A 16763-nucleotide genomic window follows, 5' to 3' on the forward strand; every position below is an offset into this window, starting at 1 on the left:
GCCTTTGTCTACTACACGCTCTAGTGTTGCCTGGTGTACACCGTGTCCAAGGCGTCCGTGGCGACAAAACGTCTGCTGCTCGGCCGCCCGTTCCGTAGCGACAAACTGGGTCACACCCTGTTGCCCAAGCGCATCGCGCTTCCCGTGTTCGCCTCCGACGCGATGTCGTCGGTGGCCTACGCGCCGCAGGAGATCTTCCTCGTCCTGTCCGTCGCGGGTCTGAGTGCACTGGCCTTCACACCGTGGGTCGCCCTGGCCGTCGCCGTGGTGATGGTCGTCGTCGTGGCCAGCTATCGGCAGAACGTCCACGCGTATCCGTCCGGCGGCGGCGATTACGAGGTGGCCACGGTCAACCTGGGGCCCAATGCGGGTCTGACGGTCGGCAGTGCGCTGCTGGTCGACTACGTCCTCACGGTCGCGGTGTCGATCTCGTCGGCAGCGGAGAACATCGGCTCGGCGATCCCCTTCGTGTCCCAGCATCGGGTGTGGTTCTGCGTCGCCGCGATCGTCCTGATGGCCGCCGTGAACCTGCGCGGGATCAAGGAGTCGGGCTCGGTGCTCGCCATCCCGACGTATGCGTTCATCATCGGTGTTCTCGTCATGCTCATCTGGGGATTCACCGAGCTGTACATCCTGGACGAGCCGGTCCGGTCGGAGGCCGCAGATTTCGGCATCCGTCCCGAGCAAGATCACCTGACCGCGATCGCCTTCGTCTTCCTGATCGCGCGGGCGTTCTCGTCGGGTTGTGCGGCGCTCACCGGTGTGGAGGCCATCAGCAACGGAGTGCCGGCCTTCCGCAAGCCGAAGTCCCGCAACGCGGCGTCCACCCTGTTCCTGCTCGGTGCGTTCTCCATCACATTGCTGCTCGGTATCGTCCTGCTCGCCCAGCGCATCGGCGCGAAATATGTGATGAACCCGGCCACCGACCTGATCGGCGCCCCCGAGGGATACCAGCAGAAGGCGATGATCGCCCAGCTCGCCCACGCCGTCTTCCATTCCTTCACGCCCGGCTTTTACTTCGTCGCGACGGCCACCGCCCTCATCCTGTTGCTGGCCGCGAACACCGCGTTCAACGGGTTCCCGGTGCTCGGCTCGGTGCTCGCGCAGGACCGTTTCCTGCCGCGGCAGCTGCACACCCGTGGCGATCGCCTCGCGTTCAGCAACGGGATCCTGTTCCTGGCGCTGGCGGCCATCATCTTCGTGGTGGCATTCGGCGCCCAGGTCACCTCGCTGATCCAGCTCTACATCGTCGGTGTGTTCGTGTCGTTCACCCTCAGCCAGACCGGCATGGTGCGGCATTGGACGCGTCATCTGCGCACCGAGACCGACCCGCGGGCCCGGCGGCGGATGATGCAGTCGCGCGTGATCAACTCGATCGGCCTGGTGATGACGGCCACCGTCCTGGTGGTGGTGCTGATCACGAAGTTCCGTGCGGGCGCGTGGATCGCGATATTGGCGATGGTGGCCCTCTTCGTGATCATGAAGCTGATCCACCGGCACTACGCGACCGTGCAACGCGAACTCGAACTCGAGGAAGACGAACCGGTACTGCCCAGCAGGACTCATTCGATCGTGCTGGTATCGACGCTGCACCTGGCCACGAAGCGTGCGGTTCTCTACGCCCGCGCCACCCGGCCCGACGTCCTCGAGGCGATCACGGTGAACGTCGACGATCGCGACACCCGCAAGCTGGTGTCGCAGTGGGAGGCGAGCAACATCACCGTGCCGCTCAAGGTGATCGCCTCCCCGTACCGCGAGATCACCCGCCCGGTCATCGAATACGTCCGCCGGGTCCGGCGCGAATCCCCTCGGGACGTCATCACCGTGTTCATCCCCGAGTACGTGGTGGGGCACTGGTGGGAGCAGATCCTCCACAATCAATCGGCCTTGCGTCTCAAGGGACGTCTGCTCTTCGAGCCCGGGGTGATGGTCACTTCCGTCCCGTGGCAGCTGACGTCGTCGGATCGCCTCAAGAACCGCGACCTCGCATACTCGGCTCCCGGTGACACCCGTCGCGCCCTCGGTGGCGACTCGGATCAGCCGTGAACGAATCCGGCGCCGGCGGTGTGGGTGCCGAACTGATCGTCCGGCCCGACCGCCCGGCGAACGGCGGTGAGTCCGTCGGCCGCGTGGACGGGCGCGTCGTGTTCGTTCGTGGGGCCATCCCCGGCGAGGTGGTCCGCGTGCGGGTCACCGACGACCGGCGGGAGAGCTTCCTGCGCGGGGAGGTGATCGAGGTCCTGGAACCGTCGGTGCACCGGATCGATCCGCTGTGCGACGCCGCCCGTCACGGGGCCGGGTGTTGTGACCTCGGTTTCGTCGACCTCACGCACGCACGGGATCTGAAAGGGCGGGTCGTCCTCGATGCGCTGGCCCGGATCGGCGGGTTCTCGGCAGCCGATCTCGAAGGCGTCGGCGCGGGCGAGGTCCTCGCACTCGGGGACGACGGCACCCACTGGCGGGTACGCACCCGACTCGGTGTCGACGCCGAGGGGCGCGCCGGGATGCACGCGTTTCACGGTTCGTCGATCATCACAGATCATTCCTGTGCCGCACCGGAACCCGGGATGGTCGACGGACTCGGTGCGTACTCCTTCACTCCAGGTGCGGATGTCGCGGTGGTGGCCGACATGGCAGGCCGTCGCCATATCACCGAACTCGCGCCGCCCCGGGCGCGCGTCCGCGGGCGCCGTCCCGGCGCGCGGGGGCGCACACAATCGGCGCGCCGGGGCCGCGACGCCCCCCGCGCTCACCGGGTCGTCGACGGTGATCCCGTCGCCGCCCATCGCGTCGGGGACCGGATCTGGCAGATCCCGGTCGCCGCGTTCTGGCAGGCTCACCGGGCGGCGCCATCGGCGTATGCGCGCACCGTGATCGAACTGCTCGCCGACGCGGAACTCCCGGCCCGGCCCGATCCGCTCGTCGCGTGGGATCTCTACGGCGGCGCCGGCGTCTTCGCGGCGGCGATGCTCGACGCCCGGAACGATGTACTCGACGCCCTCGGTTCCGTTCATGTGGTCGAGTCCGATCCGGCCGCCCTGTCTGCCGCCGAGCAGACGTTCGCCGACGACGACCGCGTCACCCTTCACCGTGGCGAGGTGGCCGGTGTGGCGGCCGGTCTGCCGCCGCCCGATCTGGTGGTCCTCGATCCACCGCGCACCGGCGCCGGGCCGACCGTGATCGACGTCGTCGCCGATGCAGATCCGGCCGTGATCGTCCATGTGGGCTGCGATGTCGGGCGCTTCGCCCGTGATTTGGCGCTCTTCGCCGAACACGGCTACCGGCCTCGGGCGATCCGCTCGTTCGATGCATTTCCGCTGACACACCACGTGGAGGCCATCGCCTGCCTGGTGCCCGCCCATCGCGGGGTGTGACGGATTCGTCGCGCAGGCGCCGCCTTGCGGGGCGAGGAGCCGATGGTCGGGTCCGTAGACTGTTGAGAACATGACCGTGTGTGCCGTAGGGCCCGGTATGCCGATCGCGCCGACAGCCCCGGTGCGCTCATGAGCCGGACCGTGGAATTGTGATGGAGGATTCGATGGGCGTGCTGGACACGATCGGTTCGCCGGCCGACCTGCGGACGCTGTCGTCGGAAGAGATGATCGCTCTCGCCGGGGAGGTTCGGGAATTCCTCATCGAGAAGGTCTCGGCCACCGGTGGCCACCTCGGCCCGAATCTCGGAGTGGTGGAGCTGACGCTCGCGTTGCACCGCGTTTTCGACTCGCCGACCGATCCGATCATCTTCGACACCGGTCACCAGAGCTACGTCCACAAAATCGTCACCGGCCGCATGGATGGGTTCGACACCCTGCGGCAGAAAGACGGACTGACCGGCTATCAGGACCGGGCCGAGAGCGAGCACGACTGGGTGGAGTCCTCGCATGCATCGGCGGCGCTGTCCTACGCCGACGGGCTCGCGAAATCCTTCGAACTCACCGGGCAGGACACGCGCACCGTGGTCGCGGTGGTGGGCGACGGCGCGCTCACCGGCGGCATGTGCTGGGAGGCCCTGAACAATATCGCCGGTGGTGACCGGCCTCTCGTCATCGTCGTCAACGACAACGGGCGCTCCTACGCCCCGACGATCGGCGGGCTGGCGCGGCATCTGTCGGGGCTGCGTCTGCAACCGGGTTACGAGCGCTTTCTGGACGAGAGCCGCAAGGTGGTCAAGCAGTTGCCCGTCGTCGGTCCGCCGGCCTACGCCGTCCTGCACGGCATGAAGAGCGGGTTGAAGGATCTGATTGCGCCGCAGGCGATGTTCACCGATCTCGGACTGAAGTACGTCGGTCCGGTCGACGGGCACGACATCGGGGCGTTGGAGTCGGCATTGGGTCATGCGAAGGCCTTCGGCGGCCCGGTGATCGTGCACACCGTCACCCGTAAGGGGATGGGCTATGCGCCGGCGGAGAACCACGAGGCCGACCAGATGCACTCGACAGGCATCATCGATCCGCGGACCGGCCGCGCCACCAGCGTGTCGCCGCAGGACTGGACGTCGGTGTTCTCGGCCGCCCTGGTCGAGGCCGGCGCGCACCGCGACGACGTCGTCGCCATCACCGCGGCCATGCCGGGGCCCACCGGGTTGACGCCGTTCGGCGAGAAATTCCCGGAGCGCATGTTCGACGTCGGGATTGCCGAGCAACACGCGATGACCTCGGCTGCCGGATTGGCGCTGGGCGGGTTGCATCCGGTGGTCGCGATCTACTCCACGTTCCTCAACCGCGCGTTCGACCAGCTACTGATGGATGTGGCGCTGCTGCGGCTGCCGGTCACGCTGGTTCTCGACAGGTCGGGCATCACCGGACCCGACGGTCCCAGCCATCACGGCATGTGGGATCTGTCGCTGATGTCACTCGTCCCCGGTCTGCGTGTGGCAGCGCCCCGTGACGCCGTGCGTCTGCGTGAGGAGTTCGACGAGGCGCTGGCCGTCACCGATGGCCCCACCGCGTTGCGGTTCTCGAAGGGTGCTGTGCCGGAAGATATCCGGGCGGTCGAGCGTCTCGACGACGGCCTCGACGTGCTGTACCGGGCCGCACCGGGGGTGGGCGACGCGTCCGGCGATGTGCTGATCGTCGCGGTCGGTGCGTTCTGCGGGCTCGCGATCGACACGGCACAACGGTTGGGGCAGCAGGGTATCGACGCGACCGTGGTCGACCCGCGGTGGGTGTTGCCGGTTCCGGCGTCGATACCCGCTCTCGCGGCGCGGCATCGGCTGGTCGTCACGCTGGAGGACAGCGGTGTGCGCGGTGGCGTCGGGTCGGCGGTCAGCGATGCGCTCTCGATGGCCGACGTCGCGGTTCCGGTGCAGCACCGAGGGATACCGCAGGACTTCGTCACGCATGCGTCGCGCGGGGAGTTGCTCGCCGAATTCGGCCTCACCGCACAGGATCTCGCGCGCACCATCACCGCAACGGTGGCCGGTATGCAAGCTGTTCCGGGCATGGACGACACGGCCGACCTCGGTGACCACACGGAACACGCCGAGAACGCGAATGTCGAACCGTCGAGTCGGAGCGTCGACCCCGACGCCTGAGCCATGTGGTCGGAGTCAGTCCGTCGGGTCGACGGTGACGTCGTTGAGCCCTTCGGCGATGGTCGCCGCGCACAGGTCCCGTTGCCACTGCCGGGCGCCGAGCGCGGCCAGGCGGTGGTCGACGGCCTCCGCAGTTGCGGGCAGATCGACACCGTCCCAACACAGTTGGCGAACCGTGTCGGGGGCGAGCAGATTCTCGACCGGTAGGTCGTGCGCTTCGGCGATGTCGCGGACCAGAGGTCGAACCATTGCGGCACGGGCGGCTGCCTCCGGATTGCGCTGATCCCATCGGTTCACCGGTGGCAGACCGACCGATGGTGACTTGCGGGACGGCAGTTCGTTGTCCGGCAGTTCGCGGGCCCGCTGCAGCGCCGCCAGCCAGATGTGTGCCTGCCGGCGCTGCCGGGGGCCGCCGAACACCGGCAGCCGGGTGAGCTCGGACTGCGTGGTCGGGTCGGCGTTGGCCGCGGTGACGATCGCCGAGTCCGGCAGAATTCGTCCAGGGGCGACATCTCGGCGCTGCGCGAGTTCTTCGCGGGCGGCCCACAATTCCCGGACCGCGGCCAGGGTGCGGGTGTTCTTGATGGTGTGAATGTTGGATGTCTTGCGCCACCGGTCGGTCCGCGGTGGCGGCGCCGGACGCTCGAGAACGGCACGGAACTCCTCGCGGGCCCAGTCCGATTTGCCGGCCTCGACGAGTGCGGCGTCCATCGCGTCGCGCAATTCCACCAGTACCTCGACGTCGAGTGCGGCGTAGTTGAGCCAGTCGTCGGGAAGCGGGCGTCGCGACCAGTCGGCGGCGCCGTGACCCTTGACCAGGCCGAGCCCGAGGAACTCGGCCACCATGGCCGCCAGATTCACCTTGGCCAGGCCGAGCAGACGCCCGGCCAGCTCGGTGTCGTAGAGCTCCCGGCAGACGAAACCGAGTTCACGCAGACACGGCAGGTCCTGGTCGGCGGCGTGTAGGACCCATTCCGGGCCGTCGAGCGCGGCGATGACAGGTGCGAGCGCGTCCGGGTGTTCGATCGGGTCGAGTAGAAATGAGCCTGCGCCGAGTCGCCGGATCTGCACCAGATAGGCCCGCTGGGAGTAGCGGTAGCCCGACGCCCGTTCGGTATCGACCGCGATCGGCCCGTCGGCGGCCGTGATCAGCGCGGCCGCCTCGGCGAACTCCGACGGCGTGGTCAGCACTGCGGGGACGCCGTCGACAGGGTTCAGGAGCGGCGTCGTGGGCGGTCCGGCAGGTTCACCCGCGGACGTGTCGTCGGACTCACCCGGTGGTGGGCCCGCGGGCTGATCGTCACCGGTGGTCATGGCCGAATCCGTGGCGACTCAGACCGAACCCAGTTCGGTGACGCCTGCCGGTGGCAGCCCGGCGGCCGCGGCCAGGGCGTCGCAGAACGCCTCGAGGTGCGCACCGAGGTCGAGGCCGGTCGCGGTCCACGAGGCGCGCAGTTCGAGCTGATGTGCCCGTGGCGGCCCGGCGATGTCGCCATAGCGCACCGACGTCGTCGACGTGACGGTGCCGCCTAGTGCGGTCACGTCGACGACACGTTCCGGCGACGACGCCTCGGTGGTGGCGGTCTCGCCCGGCGGCACGCCAAGGGCATCGGACAGCCAACTCCAGGCCACCTCCGGCAGGAGCGGGTCCATCGCGAGCGCCGCCTCCACCTCGGCCTGGATGTAGGCGACCAGGCGCATCGTCCCGTTCCAGGCGTCCTGGCCTGCCGGGTCGTAGAGGAGGATCAGACGCCCGAAGGAACTGCCGGTCGAGTCGACCGGGATCTCGTCGGGATCGTCGGTACCGGGCCGGACCTCGGCACCCACCGCGTAGCTGTAGGGGGCCAACCGTTGCGGTGGGCGGATCGGACCGACCTCGATTTCCGGCCGGATCCGCGCGGCGTGCAATGACTCGACCGCGGTGCGGAAGTCAGCAGGCTCCGTCGGAGCTCCAGAAGAGGTCACCGTTCGACGGTAGGGCGGGCCACCCCACCGTCGTCGGAGGCGCGCCGACACATGGCAGAGTAGGCAGTGATGTCCGAGACAACGCGATCCCAGGCCCGTCGTGCGCACCATCGTCCGATGGTCGCCGCGGCCACCGGCGAGACACCCAGCCGCCGACCGGTGTGGTTCATGCGCCAGGCGGGAAGATCCCTACCGGAGTACCGCGCCATCCGGGCCGACCACGGCATGCTCGAGTCGTGCTTCGATCCGGCACTGGTCTGCGAGATCACCATGCAGCCCGTGCGCAGGCACGACGTGGATGCCGCGATCCTGTTCTCCGACATCGTGGTGCCGTTGAAGGCAGCGGGCATCGACCTCGACATCGTGGCCGGTACCGGCCCGGTGATCGCGCAACCGATCCGGACGGCCGCCGATGTCACGGCGCTGCCGCGACTGGAGCCCGAATCCGTTGGCGCGATCGCGGGCGCGATCGAGCTGCTCCTCGACGAACTGCCCGAGGCCGCGGCGCTGATCGGTTTCGCCGGCGCGCCGTTCACGCTGGCGTCGTATCTGATCGAGGGCGGACCGAGCCGGAACTATGCGCGGACCAAGGCCCTGATGCACGGTGAACCCGAGACGTGGCATGCCCTGATGGGCCGGCTCGCCGACATCACCATCGCATTCCTGCGCGTCCAGCTCGACGCGGGCGTCGATGCCGTCCAGCTGTTCGACTCCTGGGCCGGCATGTTGTCGCTCGCCGACTACCAGACCTACGTGGCGCCGCACAGTGCGCGTGTGTTCGCCGAGGTCGCCGACTATGGTGTGCCCCGCATCCACTTCGGCGTCGGTACCGGCGAACTGCTGGCCGCGATGGCCGACGCGGGCGCCGACGTGATCGGGGTCGACTGGCGGGTGCCCCTCGACGAGGCGGTGCGCCGCGTCGGACCCGGAAAGGCCGTCCAGGGCAACCTCGACCCGACGCTCCTGTTCGCCGGACCCGACGTGGTCGACCGTGAGGTACGCCGGGTGATCGCCGACGGCGAGCGGGCGGTCCGCGCGGGCGCGACCGGGCACATCGTCAATCTCGGCCACGGTGTGCTGCCCGACACCGACCCCGAGGTGCTGACCCGGGCCGTCGAGCTGATCCACACCATCTGATGACCCGGGTCGCGGTAGTCGGCGGCGGGATCTCCGGACTCACCGCCGCATACCGGCTGCGCCGGGCACTCGGCCACCACGCGCAGATCGATCTGTTGGAAGCGGGCGAGCGACTCGGCGGCGATCTGCGGACCCTGGAGGTCGGTGGTCAACACGTCGACGTGGGGGCCGAGGCGTTCATCGTGCGCCGGCCCGAGGCGCTGGCACTGATCACCGAACTGGGACTGTCCGATCGGGTCGTCTCGCCGACACCGCGTCGGCCCGCCGTCTGGGCCGGGGGGCGGCTGCACCCGATGCCCACGCCGGCTCTGATGGGTATCCCCGTCGACGCGGAAGCCGTTGCCGGACTGGCTGATCCGGCCGATCTGGACCGAATTCGGGCCGAACCGGAGCGGGCCCTCGGCTGGAATGCGGACAGCGCGCCGACGGTGGGGGAGCTGGTGGCGGACCGCTTCGGCCCGTCGGTCGTCGCGCGCAGCGTCGACCCCATGCTGGGTGGCGTCTACTCGAGTCTGGCGGGCGACATCGGCGTGCGCGAGTCGATCCCGGCCCTGGCGGCCCGCCTGGATGCCGGCGCACCGAGTCTGTCGGCGGCGGTCGCCGATCTGACCTCCCGGGCGACGGGCTCCGGCCCAGTGTTCGGGACGCTGACCGGCGGTTACTCCGTACTGCTCGACACCCTGGTCGACGCCGCCGGGATCGAGCCGCAGTTCTGCTCGTTCGTGAGAGGAGCGACGCCACGGTCTGACGGCTGGACCCTCGACCTCGGTGACCGGGCCACCGACTACGACGGGGTCGTGCTGGCGACCCCGGCCTGGCTCGCCGGTCACATCCTGCGCCGCTCGCTGCCGGACCTCGCCGCTCCGCTGATCGCCGTCGAGCGCGCCTCATCGGTGGTGGTGTCCATCGCGCTCGCGCCGGGCACGCCGCTGCCGGACCATTCCGGGGTGCTGGTTGCCACCGGAGACAGCTTGCGCGCCAAGGCCTTCACGTTCAGCTCGCAGAAGTGGCCGCATCTGTCGGGCGACGACCGTCCGGTGTCTGTGCGGGCATCCTTCGGCAGGTTCGGCGCTCCCGTACCCGACGACTGCATCGAAGGAGGAGTCGACACCCGGATACGTGACGAGGCTCTCGAGGATCTCGACGAGGTCTGTCGGGCGGCGGGGGTCCCGGCGCCGTCGGCACGCGTGACCGATGCGTTCGTGCAGCACTGGACGAACGGGTTGCCGGTCTATCGCCCGGGACACCTCGCGGCCATGGCCGACGTGCTGGCGTCGCGGCCCGCCCGCCTCACTTTCGCGGGCTCTGCCTACGCCGGGGTCGGCGTGCCCGCCTGTATCGGCCAGGCCGGGCGTGCGGTTACCGACCTGCTCGCGGATCTCACCTGACCGAGCCGACCTCGACCGGCCGTACCTGGCTGGCCGGATGGATTCGTCCGGTGGCACCATGAACTCATGAGCCGCTTGGACTATGCAGACCTCAATTCCACCGTTCGTTATCTGATGTTTTCGGTCTTCGCGGTCCGGCCCGGCGAGCTCGGGACCGACCGCGATCAGGCGAAGGCCGACGCCACGGACTTCGTCAAGTCGCTGGAGGACTCCGGGGTGGTGGTCCGCGGCGTGTACGACGTCTCGGGCCTGCGCGCCGATGCCGACTTCATGATCTGGTGGCATGCGGAGGAGGTCGAGCAACTGCAGGCGGCGTATGCGCGGTTCCGTCGAGAGACGATCCTCGGGAAGGCCTGCGATGCGGTGTGGAGCAACGTCGCATTGCACCGTCCGGCCGAGTTCAACAAGAGTCACATTCCGGCGTTCCTGGCCGGCGAGGAGCCCGGCAACTACATCTGCGTCTACCCGTTCGTCCGGTCCTACGAGTGGTACCTGCTGCCCGACGAGGAACGCCGCAAGATGCTCGCCGACCACGGCATGGCCGCCCGTGCCTACAAAGACGTCCGGGCCAACACCGTGTCGTCGTTCGCGCTCGGCGACTACGAGTGGTTGCTTGCGTTCGAGGCGCCCGAGTTGCATCGGATCGTCGACCTCATGCGTGACCTGCGCGCCACCGAGGCGCGTCTGCACGTACGTGAGGAGACCCCGTTCTTCACCGGCCCGCGGGTCGAACCGACCGCGCTCATCGACGCATTGCCCTGAGTATTTTGCCCTGAGTATTGCGTGGTCTCGATATACCTCCGGCTACTCGATCGGCGGTGTGGTTCTGCTGATCGAGTAGCCATCGAACGGAGTGCGGAGATGTATCGACATCGCTGTCAGTCCTCGGCGGGCTCGAGCGTGAGGCTGATCGAGTTGATGCAGTACCGGAGATCGGTCGGGGTGTCGTAGCCCTCGCCTTCGAAGACGTGCCCCAGATGGCTGCCGCAGTTGGCACACAGCACTTCCACGCGGCGCATGCCCAGTGTGGTGTCGACGCGTTCGATGACGGACTCCCCGGCAAGTGGGGAGAAGAACGACGGCCACCCGCAATGCGACTCGAACTTCTGCTCACTTCGGAACAACTCGGCGTCGCAGGCGCGGCAGCGGTACACGCCGAGGGTCGTGATGTCGGTGTACTCGCCGGTGAACGGTGCCTCGGTGCCTGCCTGCCGCAGGACGCGATACTCCGCAGGGGTTAGCCGTTCCCGCCACTGCTCGTCGGTGATCTCGGCAGCGTCGGAATCGGCAGGAGGGTTCGAGGTCATTTCTCCACGGTAGCCACTGCGCCCCGGCCCTCGCCACCGTCGCCGGACAGCGCAGGCGGCACCGGGACCGCAGTGTCGGCACCGGCACCGGCACCGTCGTCGAGCGACGTGACGCCGGCGCGACGCATGTCGAGGTACCGGAACAGCAGCGAGCAGAAGACCGCGATCATCAGCAACGACCAGCCCCAGGTGACCTTGTTGAACTCCAGCTGTCGGCCGAAGGCCTCCCACCGCACGGAGTAGAACGAGTCGAAACTCATGCAGCCGTACACGCCCAGCCATGCCGGCCAGTTGCGCATCGTCGAGCCGGTCAGGAAGACGGTCATCAGCAGCGGGAACAGCAGCATCGAGTAATAGCCCTGGCCCAGTGCGCCCACCAGGAAGGTGGTCACCAGCAGCACCCCCGACGACGTGGTGAGCCACAGCAGTTCGTCGGTGCGCCGGTAGTACCGGTAGAGGAACCAGAGGGCGAACACCGCCATGGCCAAGAACGCGACGCGGAGCAGGATGATCAGCCAGTCCGCCACCCCGAAGTAGGCGCCGTTGCCGGCGATCGAGCTGTTGTAGTAGTCCCGGGCCTCGTTGAGATACGGCATCGTCCGGGTGATGAATTCCTTCGGATCGACCACGAGCGGCCAGGCCACCACGGTCAGGATCACCGGAATCCCGATGGCAGTGACCAGGACCCGCCACTGCCGGTTGAGCAACGGCAGCAGCAGCAGCGGCAACAACACGGGTTTCACCGCGATCGTGAGCCCGATCGGGACTCCGGCCCAGAGATCTCGGCGCCGCATCATCAACAACATGAAGGCGAGCATGCCCAGCAGGACAAAGGAATTGAAGTTCGTGAAGATCAGTGTGTGCGCGACGGTCTCGGTACTGAAGAAGAAGAACAGGACCACCGGCACGACCCACGACCGCGCGGAGTATCCGAAGAGTTTGGCGAGCAGGTAGGCACTGGCGACGAGCGCGATGACGCTCAGCGCGATGAACAGCCAGCGTGCGCGCTCGGGATCGATGATGGCCATCGGGGCCATCAGCAGGGTTCCCGACGGCGGGTACAGGTAGTGCGGATCGACGGTGTTGAGGTTCTCGCCGTAGACCGGTTGACGATTCAGGAACTGCAGCGCCGCCTGGTAGACGGGCTTGAAATCGTCGGTGCGGTCGCCGTTGACGCCGAGGATCACCGAGCGGTGGAAGATCATCATGATGGTGATCGGCCACAACACCAGCGGGATGGTTCGCTGCGCACTCATCTGCGGGTGGAGGTACCTGTCGAGAATCGCCACCCGCGAACCGTACTACGTCGGCGCGCCCACATCCGCACAGCCTGTGCCCTTCGCGGTGCGCCGGTGCAGGTCGGTCAGGTGGGGCAGCCGCGTTCGGTGGGCTCCCCGAGGGGCTGATTGCCGAGGTACTGCGTCACCGTGTCGGCGGCGCATGCGCTGCGCGCCAGCACCGAGTAGCCCAGACCGTCCCACGAGACGGTGGTCGGTGTGACGCCGGCCTTGATGAACAGGGCCTTGAGGGCGTCCGCCCCACCGGTGCCGTTGATCGGATCGTTCGCGCCCGCGAGCACCAGCGGATCGATCGGGAGCGCATTGGGCGGATTGGTCGGCGTCGAGGAGGCCCAGCCGTTGCACCGCAGCATCGAGAGTGCGCTGTCGGCGCCGGTGAGCGGGTTCTGCTTGGTCCACGCATCGACCAGCCCCGGGATCTCGTTCTGGCCGATCGGGCCGCTGACGTCGTTGCAGCGGGAGACCAGCTGCCCGTCACCGGTTCGCAGTCCCTCCGCGCGCTCGGCGAGCGCACTCAGCGCGGCGGTGTCGCCACGGTCGGCGGCAGAGATAGCCGAGGCCAGATCGGTCACCGCCTGCGGGCGGTTGGGGGCCAGCGCCAGTGCGGTGGTGATCGCCGACAGGGCCTCCGTGTCCGAGATACCGCCGAGACGCCCGGTGCGGCCCTTGGCGAGGACGTCGCCGATGGTCGACGCCCCATCGGCGCCCAGCGGGCAGGATCCGGCGGTGACGCAACTCTGCGCGAACGACCGCAGGGCGGCCTGCACCCCGGTCGCCTGGGCGGCGGCACGGTCGCGCGCGTTGGCCCCGTACGCGGTCGGGGTGTCGAGGACGATGCGTCCGGCACGTCCCGAGTAGTTACTGGCGTAGGCGAGCACCACGTCGGACCCTTCGCCGACCCCGATCAGACCCAGATGCTCGACGCCCCATCGGATGCGCAGGGCCTCGATGTCGGCGGCGGCAAAGCCCGCGCCGAAGTCGAGCTGGTGTGGGGTCAGCGTCTCGGTGCAGCCGTCCGACGCCGACGATGCGGCCCGCGCGAGCCGGTTGATGCGCTTGGACTGGTCGGCGGCCCCGGCCTCGGGGAGTCCGTTACGGCTCATCGCCGACCGCTCGATCCGCGTCATGCAGTCGAGGTCGCCGCTTGTCGGGGTGCCCCGACGGTCGATCGCCACCACCGGGTGCTGCGACAGCAGGCTTCGGCCGGGTCCGGTGGCGAGCATGAGGAGCGTGCGCGACGACGGCAGGTCCGAACCGGAGGTGAGCACGAGCGGTGCGGCGTCCTTGGGCGTGGCGGCCACGCGTGCCCGGGTCAACGCGACCGCCAGCGTGTCGCCGGTCGGATTGTTCGGATTGACGGGGACGTCGAGTTCGGCGCACTCGAGGGTGACCCCGCCGGGCACCGGTACGCCGAAACGGGCTGCGAACGGCCGGGCGCAGCCCTTCCAGTCGAGGTCGGTCCTGGGTGCACCGAGTGCTGGCAGGGCGGGGGCGGCCTTCGACGACGACGGTGGGGCGTCGCCACCGCCGCCGCCCGTCACGGCGTCAGGACCCAGGTCGGGCCCGATCGCGCATCCCGACAGGCCCATCACCGCCGCCATCGCCGCGGCCGCGAACAGCATCGCGGCGGACCGTGATCCGATGCCGGCGGGCCGCCGGGGTGCTCGTCGCATGTCCGCGAGCCTAGTCATCCCGGCGGGGCATGCCTGTCATGCCTCCTCCGGGGATGCGCGGGTCCAGCGGATGAACACGAAGCCGTCGTCGTCGGTGATGATCGTGACCGGGCGCATCCGGTGCAGGGCCGCCTGCGCGGGGTGATGCGCTATGCGGCCGGCGTCGCCGGCGACCGCGTTCGGACTGGTGGTGACGCAGAGTTCGTCGAGGACGTCGTCGTCGATGAACGATCCGAGCAGCGTCGGGCCACCTTCGCTGAGAGCGCGCACCCAGCCCCGCTCGGCGCACACATCGAGGACCGCGTTCATGTCGACGTCATCGTCGCCGCAGTCGATCAGGGTGGCACCGACGTCGCGGAGTGCGGCGCGCCGGTCCGCGGACGCGGCCCGGCAGGTGAATACCACGGTGTCGGGTTGGGCGAGGGGGGCGTACTCGGTGGGGATGGAGAGGGTGCGTGAGAGCAGGGCGAGGGCCGGCGCCGGGGCCTGGTCGCGTTCAGCGCGCACGGCCGTGAACACCTCGTCGGGCGATGGCTGACGGTACCCCTCGACGACGGCCGTCCGGGCGCCCACGATGATCACGTCGGCCAGCGCCCGCAGCACCCGGAAGACGGCTTTGTCGCCGGGTCCGGCGAGGCCACCGGAGCGGCCGTCGTGGGTGACCGCACCGTCGATGGAACTGACCATGTTGACCCGGAGATACGGGCGGGGGAGGCACGGTGGCGAGGCGGGCCGATCCGGATAGGGATACTGCTCGGCGAGCCACCGCAGGGTGGTGGCCTCGTCCTGCGTCGATGTGACCTGGGTCGCTTTCTGAAGACCGAACATGACTCCATCATGTCCGAGGTGGCTACCCTCCCCTTATGACGGCACGACTCTGCGATCGGAATCCGATGGTCGCCCCCGAGGCGCTCATCGACGAGATGGTGCCACCGTCGACCTTCGATACGGTCAGCTTCGATTCGTACATCCCGGATCCCGCCGAGCCCTCGCAGGCGCAGGCGGTGTCGAAGGCACGGGATTTCGTCGCGCGCGCGAGCAAGGTCCGGGGCGGCAAGCGTGGCCTCTTCTCACGTAAATCGACCGGTCAGGGCGTCGGCCTCTACCTCGACGGCGGGTTCGGTGTCGGCAAGACCCACCTGCTGGCCTCGATCTACCACTCCATGCCGGAACCGAAGGCGTTCGCGACCTTTGTCGAGGTGACCCACGTGGTGGGTGCACTCGGATTCGTCAACGCGGTCGAGCGGCTCTCCGATCACACCGTGCTGTGCATCGACGAGTTCGAGCTCGACGACCCGGGCGACACGATGCTGGTGTCACGACTGCTGACCGAGCTCACCGCGAAGGGGGTTTCGATCGCCGCGACCTCCAACACGCTCCCCGGTCAGCTCGGCGAGGGGCGATTCGCCGCGCAGGACTTCCTGAGGGAGATTCGCAAGCTGTCGGCAGTTTTCGAGACGATCCGGGTGGACGGCCCCGACTACCGGCACCGCGACCTCCCGCCCGCTCCGGAACCGCGCAGTGACGCGGAACTCGAGGAGGTGGCCGCCTCGACGCCGGACGCCACTCTCGACGACTTCGACGCGCTGTGTGATCACCTGAGCACGCTGCACCCGTCCAAATACAAGGATCTGGTCGCGGGTGTCTCGCTGGTCTGCATCGAGGGTGTGCATCCGGCGAAGGACCAGTCGGTGGGGCTGCGTCTGGTGGTGCTGGCCGACCGCCTCTACGACGCCAACATCCCGGTGACCGTGTCAGGGAGCAAACTCGACGAGATCTTCACCGACGAGATGCTCGCGGGCGGGTATCGCAAGAAGTATCTGCGTGCCACGTCGCGTCTGCTCGCGCTGTCGCGGTTCGCGGAATCCACCGTCTGACGGGCATTCCCGGTCAGTTCAACGGCTGCGCCATGATGAAGTCGTGCTCGATCGATCCGTTCAGGTCGAAGGTCTTCACACCCACTCGGGTGAAGCCCATTTTCGCGTAGAAGCGAAGTGCGCGAACGTTTTCCTGGTTGACGCCGAGCCACGCCAGTACGCTGCCGCGCTCCCGCGCCAGATCCAGTGCGGCACGCATCAAATCGTGCGACGGTGGAGTATCGCGCCCGAGCGCGTGATGATCGGGTGCGACATACATCTTGGAGATCTCGGTGACCGGCCGGGCGGTGACCACCGCCGCCACATCGGGGTGGGTCGGGGCGCCGTGGTGGATCAACGCGTAGCCCACGATCGGGCCCTGGACGCCGTCCCGCGCGGTGAGTACGTCGCTGTCGGGGCTGTGGATGTACCCGGCGAACCGCTCCGGGCGCAGGTTCTCTCGGATGAACCCCGCGATGTCGTCCGGCGTCGAGTGGGGTGGGCACGCCAGGGGGAAGGTGGCTGCCGCGACCTCGGCCACGGCACTCGCCTGGGCCGGGTCGGTGACGGTCTCGATCAATGCTGCGACGGGCACATTCGCAATCT

General features: G+C 68.5%; 14 protein-coding genes. 7 read left to right on the forward strand and 7 right to left on the reverse strand.

The genetic code is table 11. The features are described 5' to 3' along the window. Positions 1-30 precede the first annotated feature (30 nt). From ACPXCG_RS19895 to dxs, 3 genes are all read left to right on the forward strand, one after another. Positions 31-2046 (forward strand): APC family permease, encoded by a 2016-nt coding sequence (locus tag ACPXCG_RS19895; protein ID WP_425794015.1) that lies wholly within the window; start codon positions 31-33, stop codon positions 2044-2046. Continuing rightward, positions 2043-3374, forward strand: coding sequence for a class I SAM-dependent RNA methyltransferase (locus ACPXCG_RS19900; protein ID WP_425793841.1), 1332 nt, complete (start codon positions 2043-2045; stop codon positions 3372-3374). Before ACPXCG_RS19895 ends, ACPXCG_RS19900 begins: the two co-directional genes overlap by 4 nt. Before the next feature lie 164 nt (positions 3375-3538). Continuing rightward, positions 3539-5533 (forward strand): 1-deoxy-D-xylulose-5-phosphate synthase, encoded by a 1995-nt coding sequence (gene dxs, locus ACPXCG_RS19905; RefSeq protein ID WP_425794016.1) that lies wholly within the window; start codon positions 3539-3541, stop codon positions 5531-5533. 15 nt (positions 5534-5548) lie between these two features. Here dxs and ACPXCG_RS19910 read toward each other — a convergent pair whose 3' ends face one another. Together ACPXCG_RS19910 and ACPXCG_RS19915 are read right to left on the reverse strand one after the other, a co-directional pair. Beyond that, a complete protein-coding gene (locus tag ACPXCG_RS19910) occupies positions 5549-6847 on the reverse strand; it encodes an HRDC domain-containing protein (RefSeq protein ID WP_425793842.1) in 1299 nt (432 codons plus the stop codon). Between the two features lie 18 nt (positions 6848-6865). Next, positions 6866-7498 (reverse strand): DUF3000 domain-containing protein, encoded by a 633-nt coding sequence (locus ACPXCG_RS19915; protein ID WP_425793843.1) that lies wholly within the window; start codon positions 7496-7498, stop codon positions 6866-6868. A 69-nt stretch (positions 7499-7567) separates the two neighbouring features. Here ACPXCG_RS19915 and hemE point away from each other — a divergent pair, with 69 nt between their 5' ends. The 3 genes from hemE to hemQ all read left to right on the forward strand — a co-directional run bounded on the left by hemE (position 7568) and on the right by hemQ (position 10785). Continuing rightward, complete coding sequence (gene hemE / locus ACPXCG_RS19920) at positions 7568-8635, forward strand: uroporphyrinogen decarboxylase (protein WP_425793844.1); 1068 nt, start codon at positions 7568-7570, stop codon at positions 8633-8635. Then, positions 8635-10023 (forward strand): FAD-dependent oxidoreductase, encoded by a 1389-nt coding sequence (locus tag ACPXCG_RS19925; RefSeq protein WP_425793845.1) that lies wholly within the window; start codon positions 8635-8637, stop codon positions 10021-10023. Before hemE ends, ACPXCG_RS19925 begins: the two co-directional genes overlap by 1 nt. Positions 10024-10089: 66 nt before the next feature. Further along, positions 10090-10785 (forward strand): hydrogen peroxide-dependent heme synthase, encoded by a 696-nt coding sequence (hemQ, locus tag ACPXCG_RS19930; RefSeq protein WP_425793846.1) that lies wholly within the window; start codon positions 10090-10092, stop codon positions 10783-10785. 116 nt (positions 10786-10901) lie between these two features. Here hemQ and msrB read toward each other — a convergent pair whose 3' ends face one another. From msrB to ACPXCG_RS19950, 4 genes are all read right to left on the reverse strand, one after another. Then, positions 10902-11330 carry a peptide-methionine (R)-S-oxide reductase MsrB gene (gene msrB, locus ACPXCG_RS19935; RefSeq protein WP_425793848.1) on the reverse strand — a complete coding sequence of 143 codons (429 nt, stop codon included), beginning with the start codon at positions 11328-11330 and terminating at the stop codon, positions 10902-10904. Continuing rightward, entirely contained in the window at positions 11327-12619 is a 1293-nt protein-coding gene (locus tag ACPXCG_RS19940; RefSeq protein ID WP_425793849.1) for a glycosyltransferase family 87 protein, read from the reverse strand. The genes msrB and ACPXCG_RS19940 overlap by 4 nt, the downstream gene beginning before the upstream one ends. A 74-nt stretch (positions 12620-12693) precedes the next feature. Beyond that, entirely contained in the window at positions 12694-14229 is a 1536-nt protein-coding gene (locus ACPXCG_RS19945; protein WP_425794017.1) for an alpha/beta hydrolase, read from the reverse strand. Positions 14230-14337: 108 nt separating this feature from the next. Continuing rightward, the gene (locus ACPXCG_RS19950) at positions 14338-15129 is read right to left on the reverse strand and encodes a dihydrofolate reductase family protein (RefSeq protein ID WP_425793850.1); all 792 of its coding nucleotides are present in this window, start codon (positions 15127-15129) and stop codon (positions 14338-14340) included. 35 nt (positions 15130-15164) lie between these two features. On the opposite strand from ACPXCG_RS19950, the gene zapE reads away from it, so the two are divergent. Beyond that, a complete protein-coding gene (zapE, locus tag ACPXCG_RS19955; RefSeq protein WP_425793851.1) occupies positions 15165-16178 on the forward strand; it encodes a cell division protein ZapE in 1014 nt (337 codons plus the stop codon). A 13-nt stretch (positions 16179-16191) separates the two neighbouring features. Here the strand turns inward: zapE and ACPXCG_RS19960 are convergent, their stop codons facing one another. Further along, the gene (locus ACPXCG_RS19960; RefSeq protein ID WP_425793852.1) at positions 16192-16752 is read right to left on the reverse strand and encodes a GNAT family N-acetyltransferase; all 561 of its coding nucleotides are present in this window, start codon (positions 16750-16752) and stop codon (positions 16192-16194) included. Positions 16753-16763: the final 11 nt, after the last annotated feature.

The sequence above is a fragment of the Gordonia sp. DT218 genome (assembly GCF_049847105.1).
In the GTDB taxonomy this organism is placed as follows: Bacteria; Actinomycetota; Actinomycetes; order Mycobacteriales; family Mycobacteriaceae; genus Gordonia.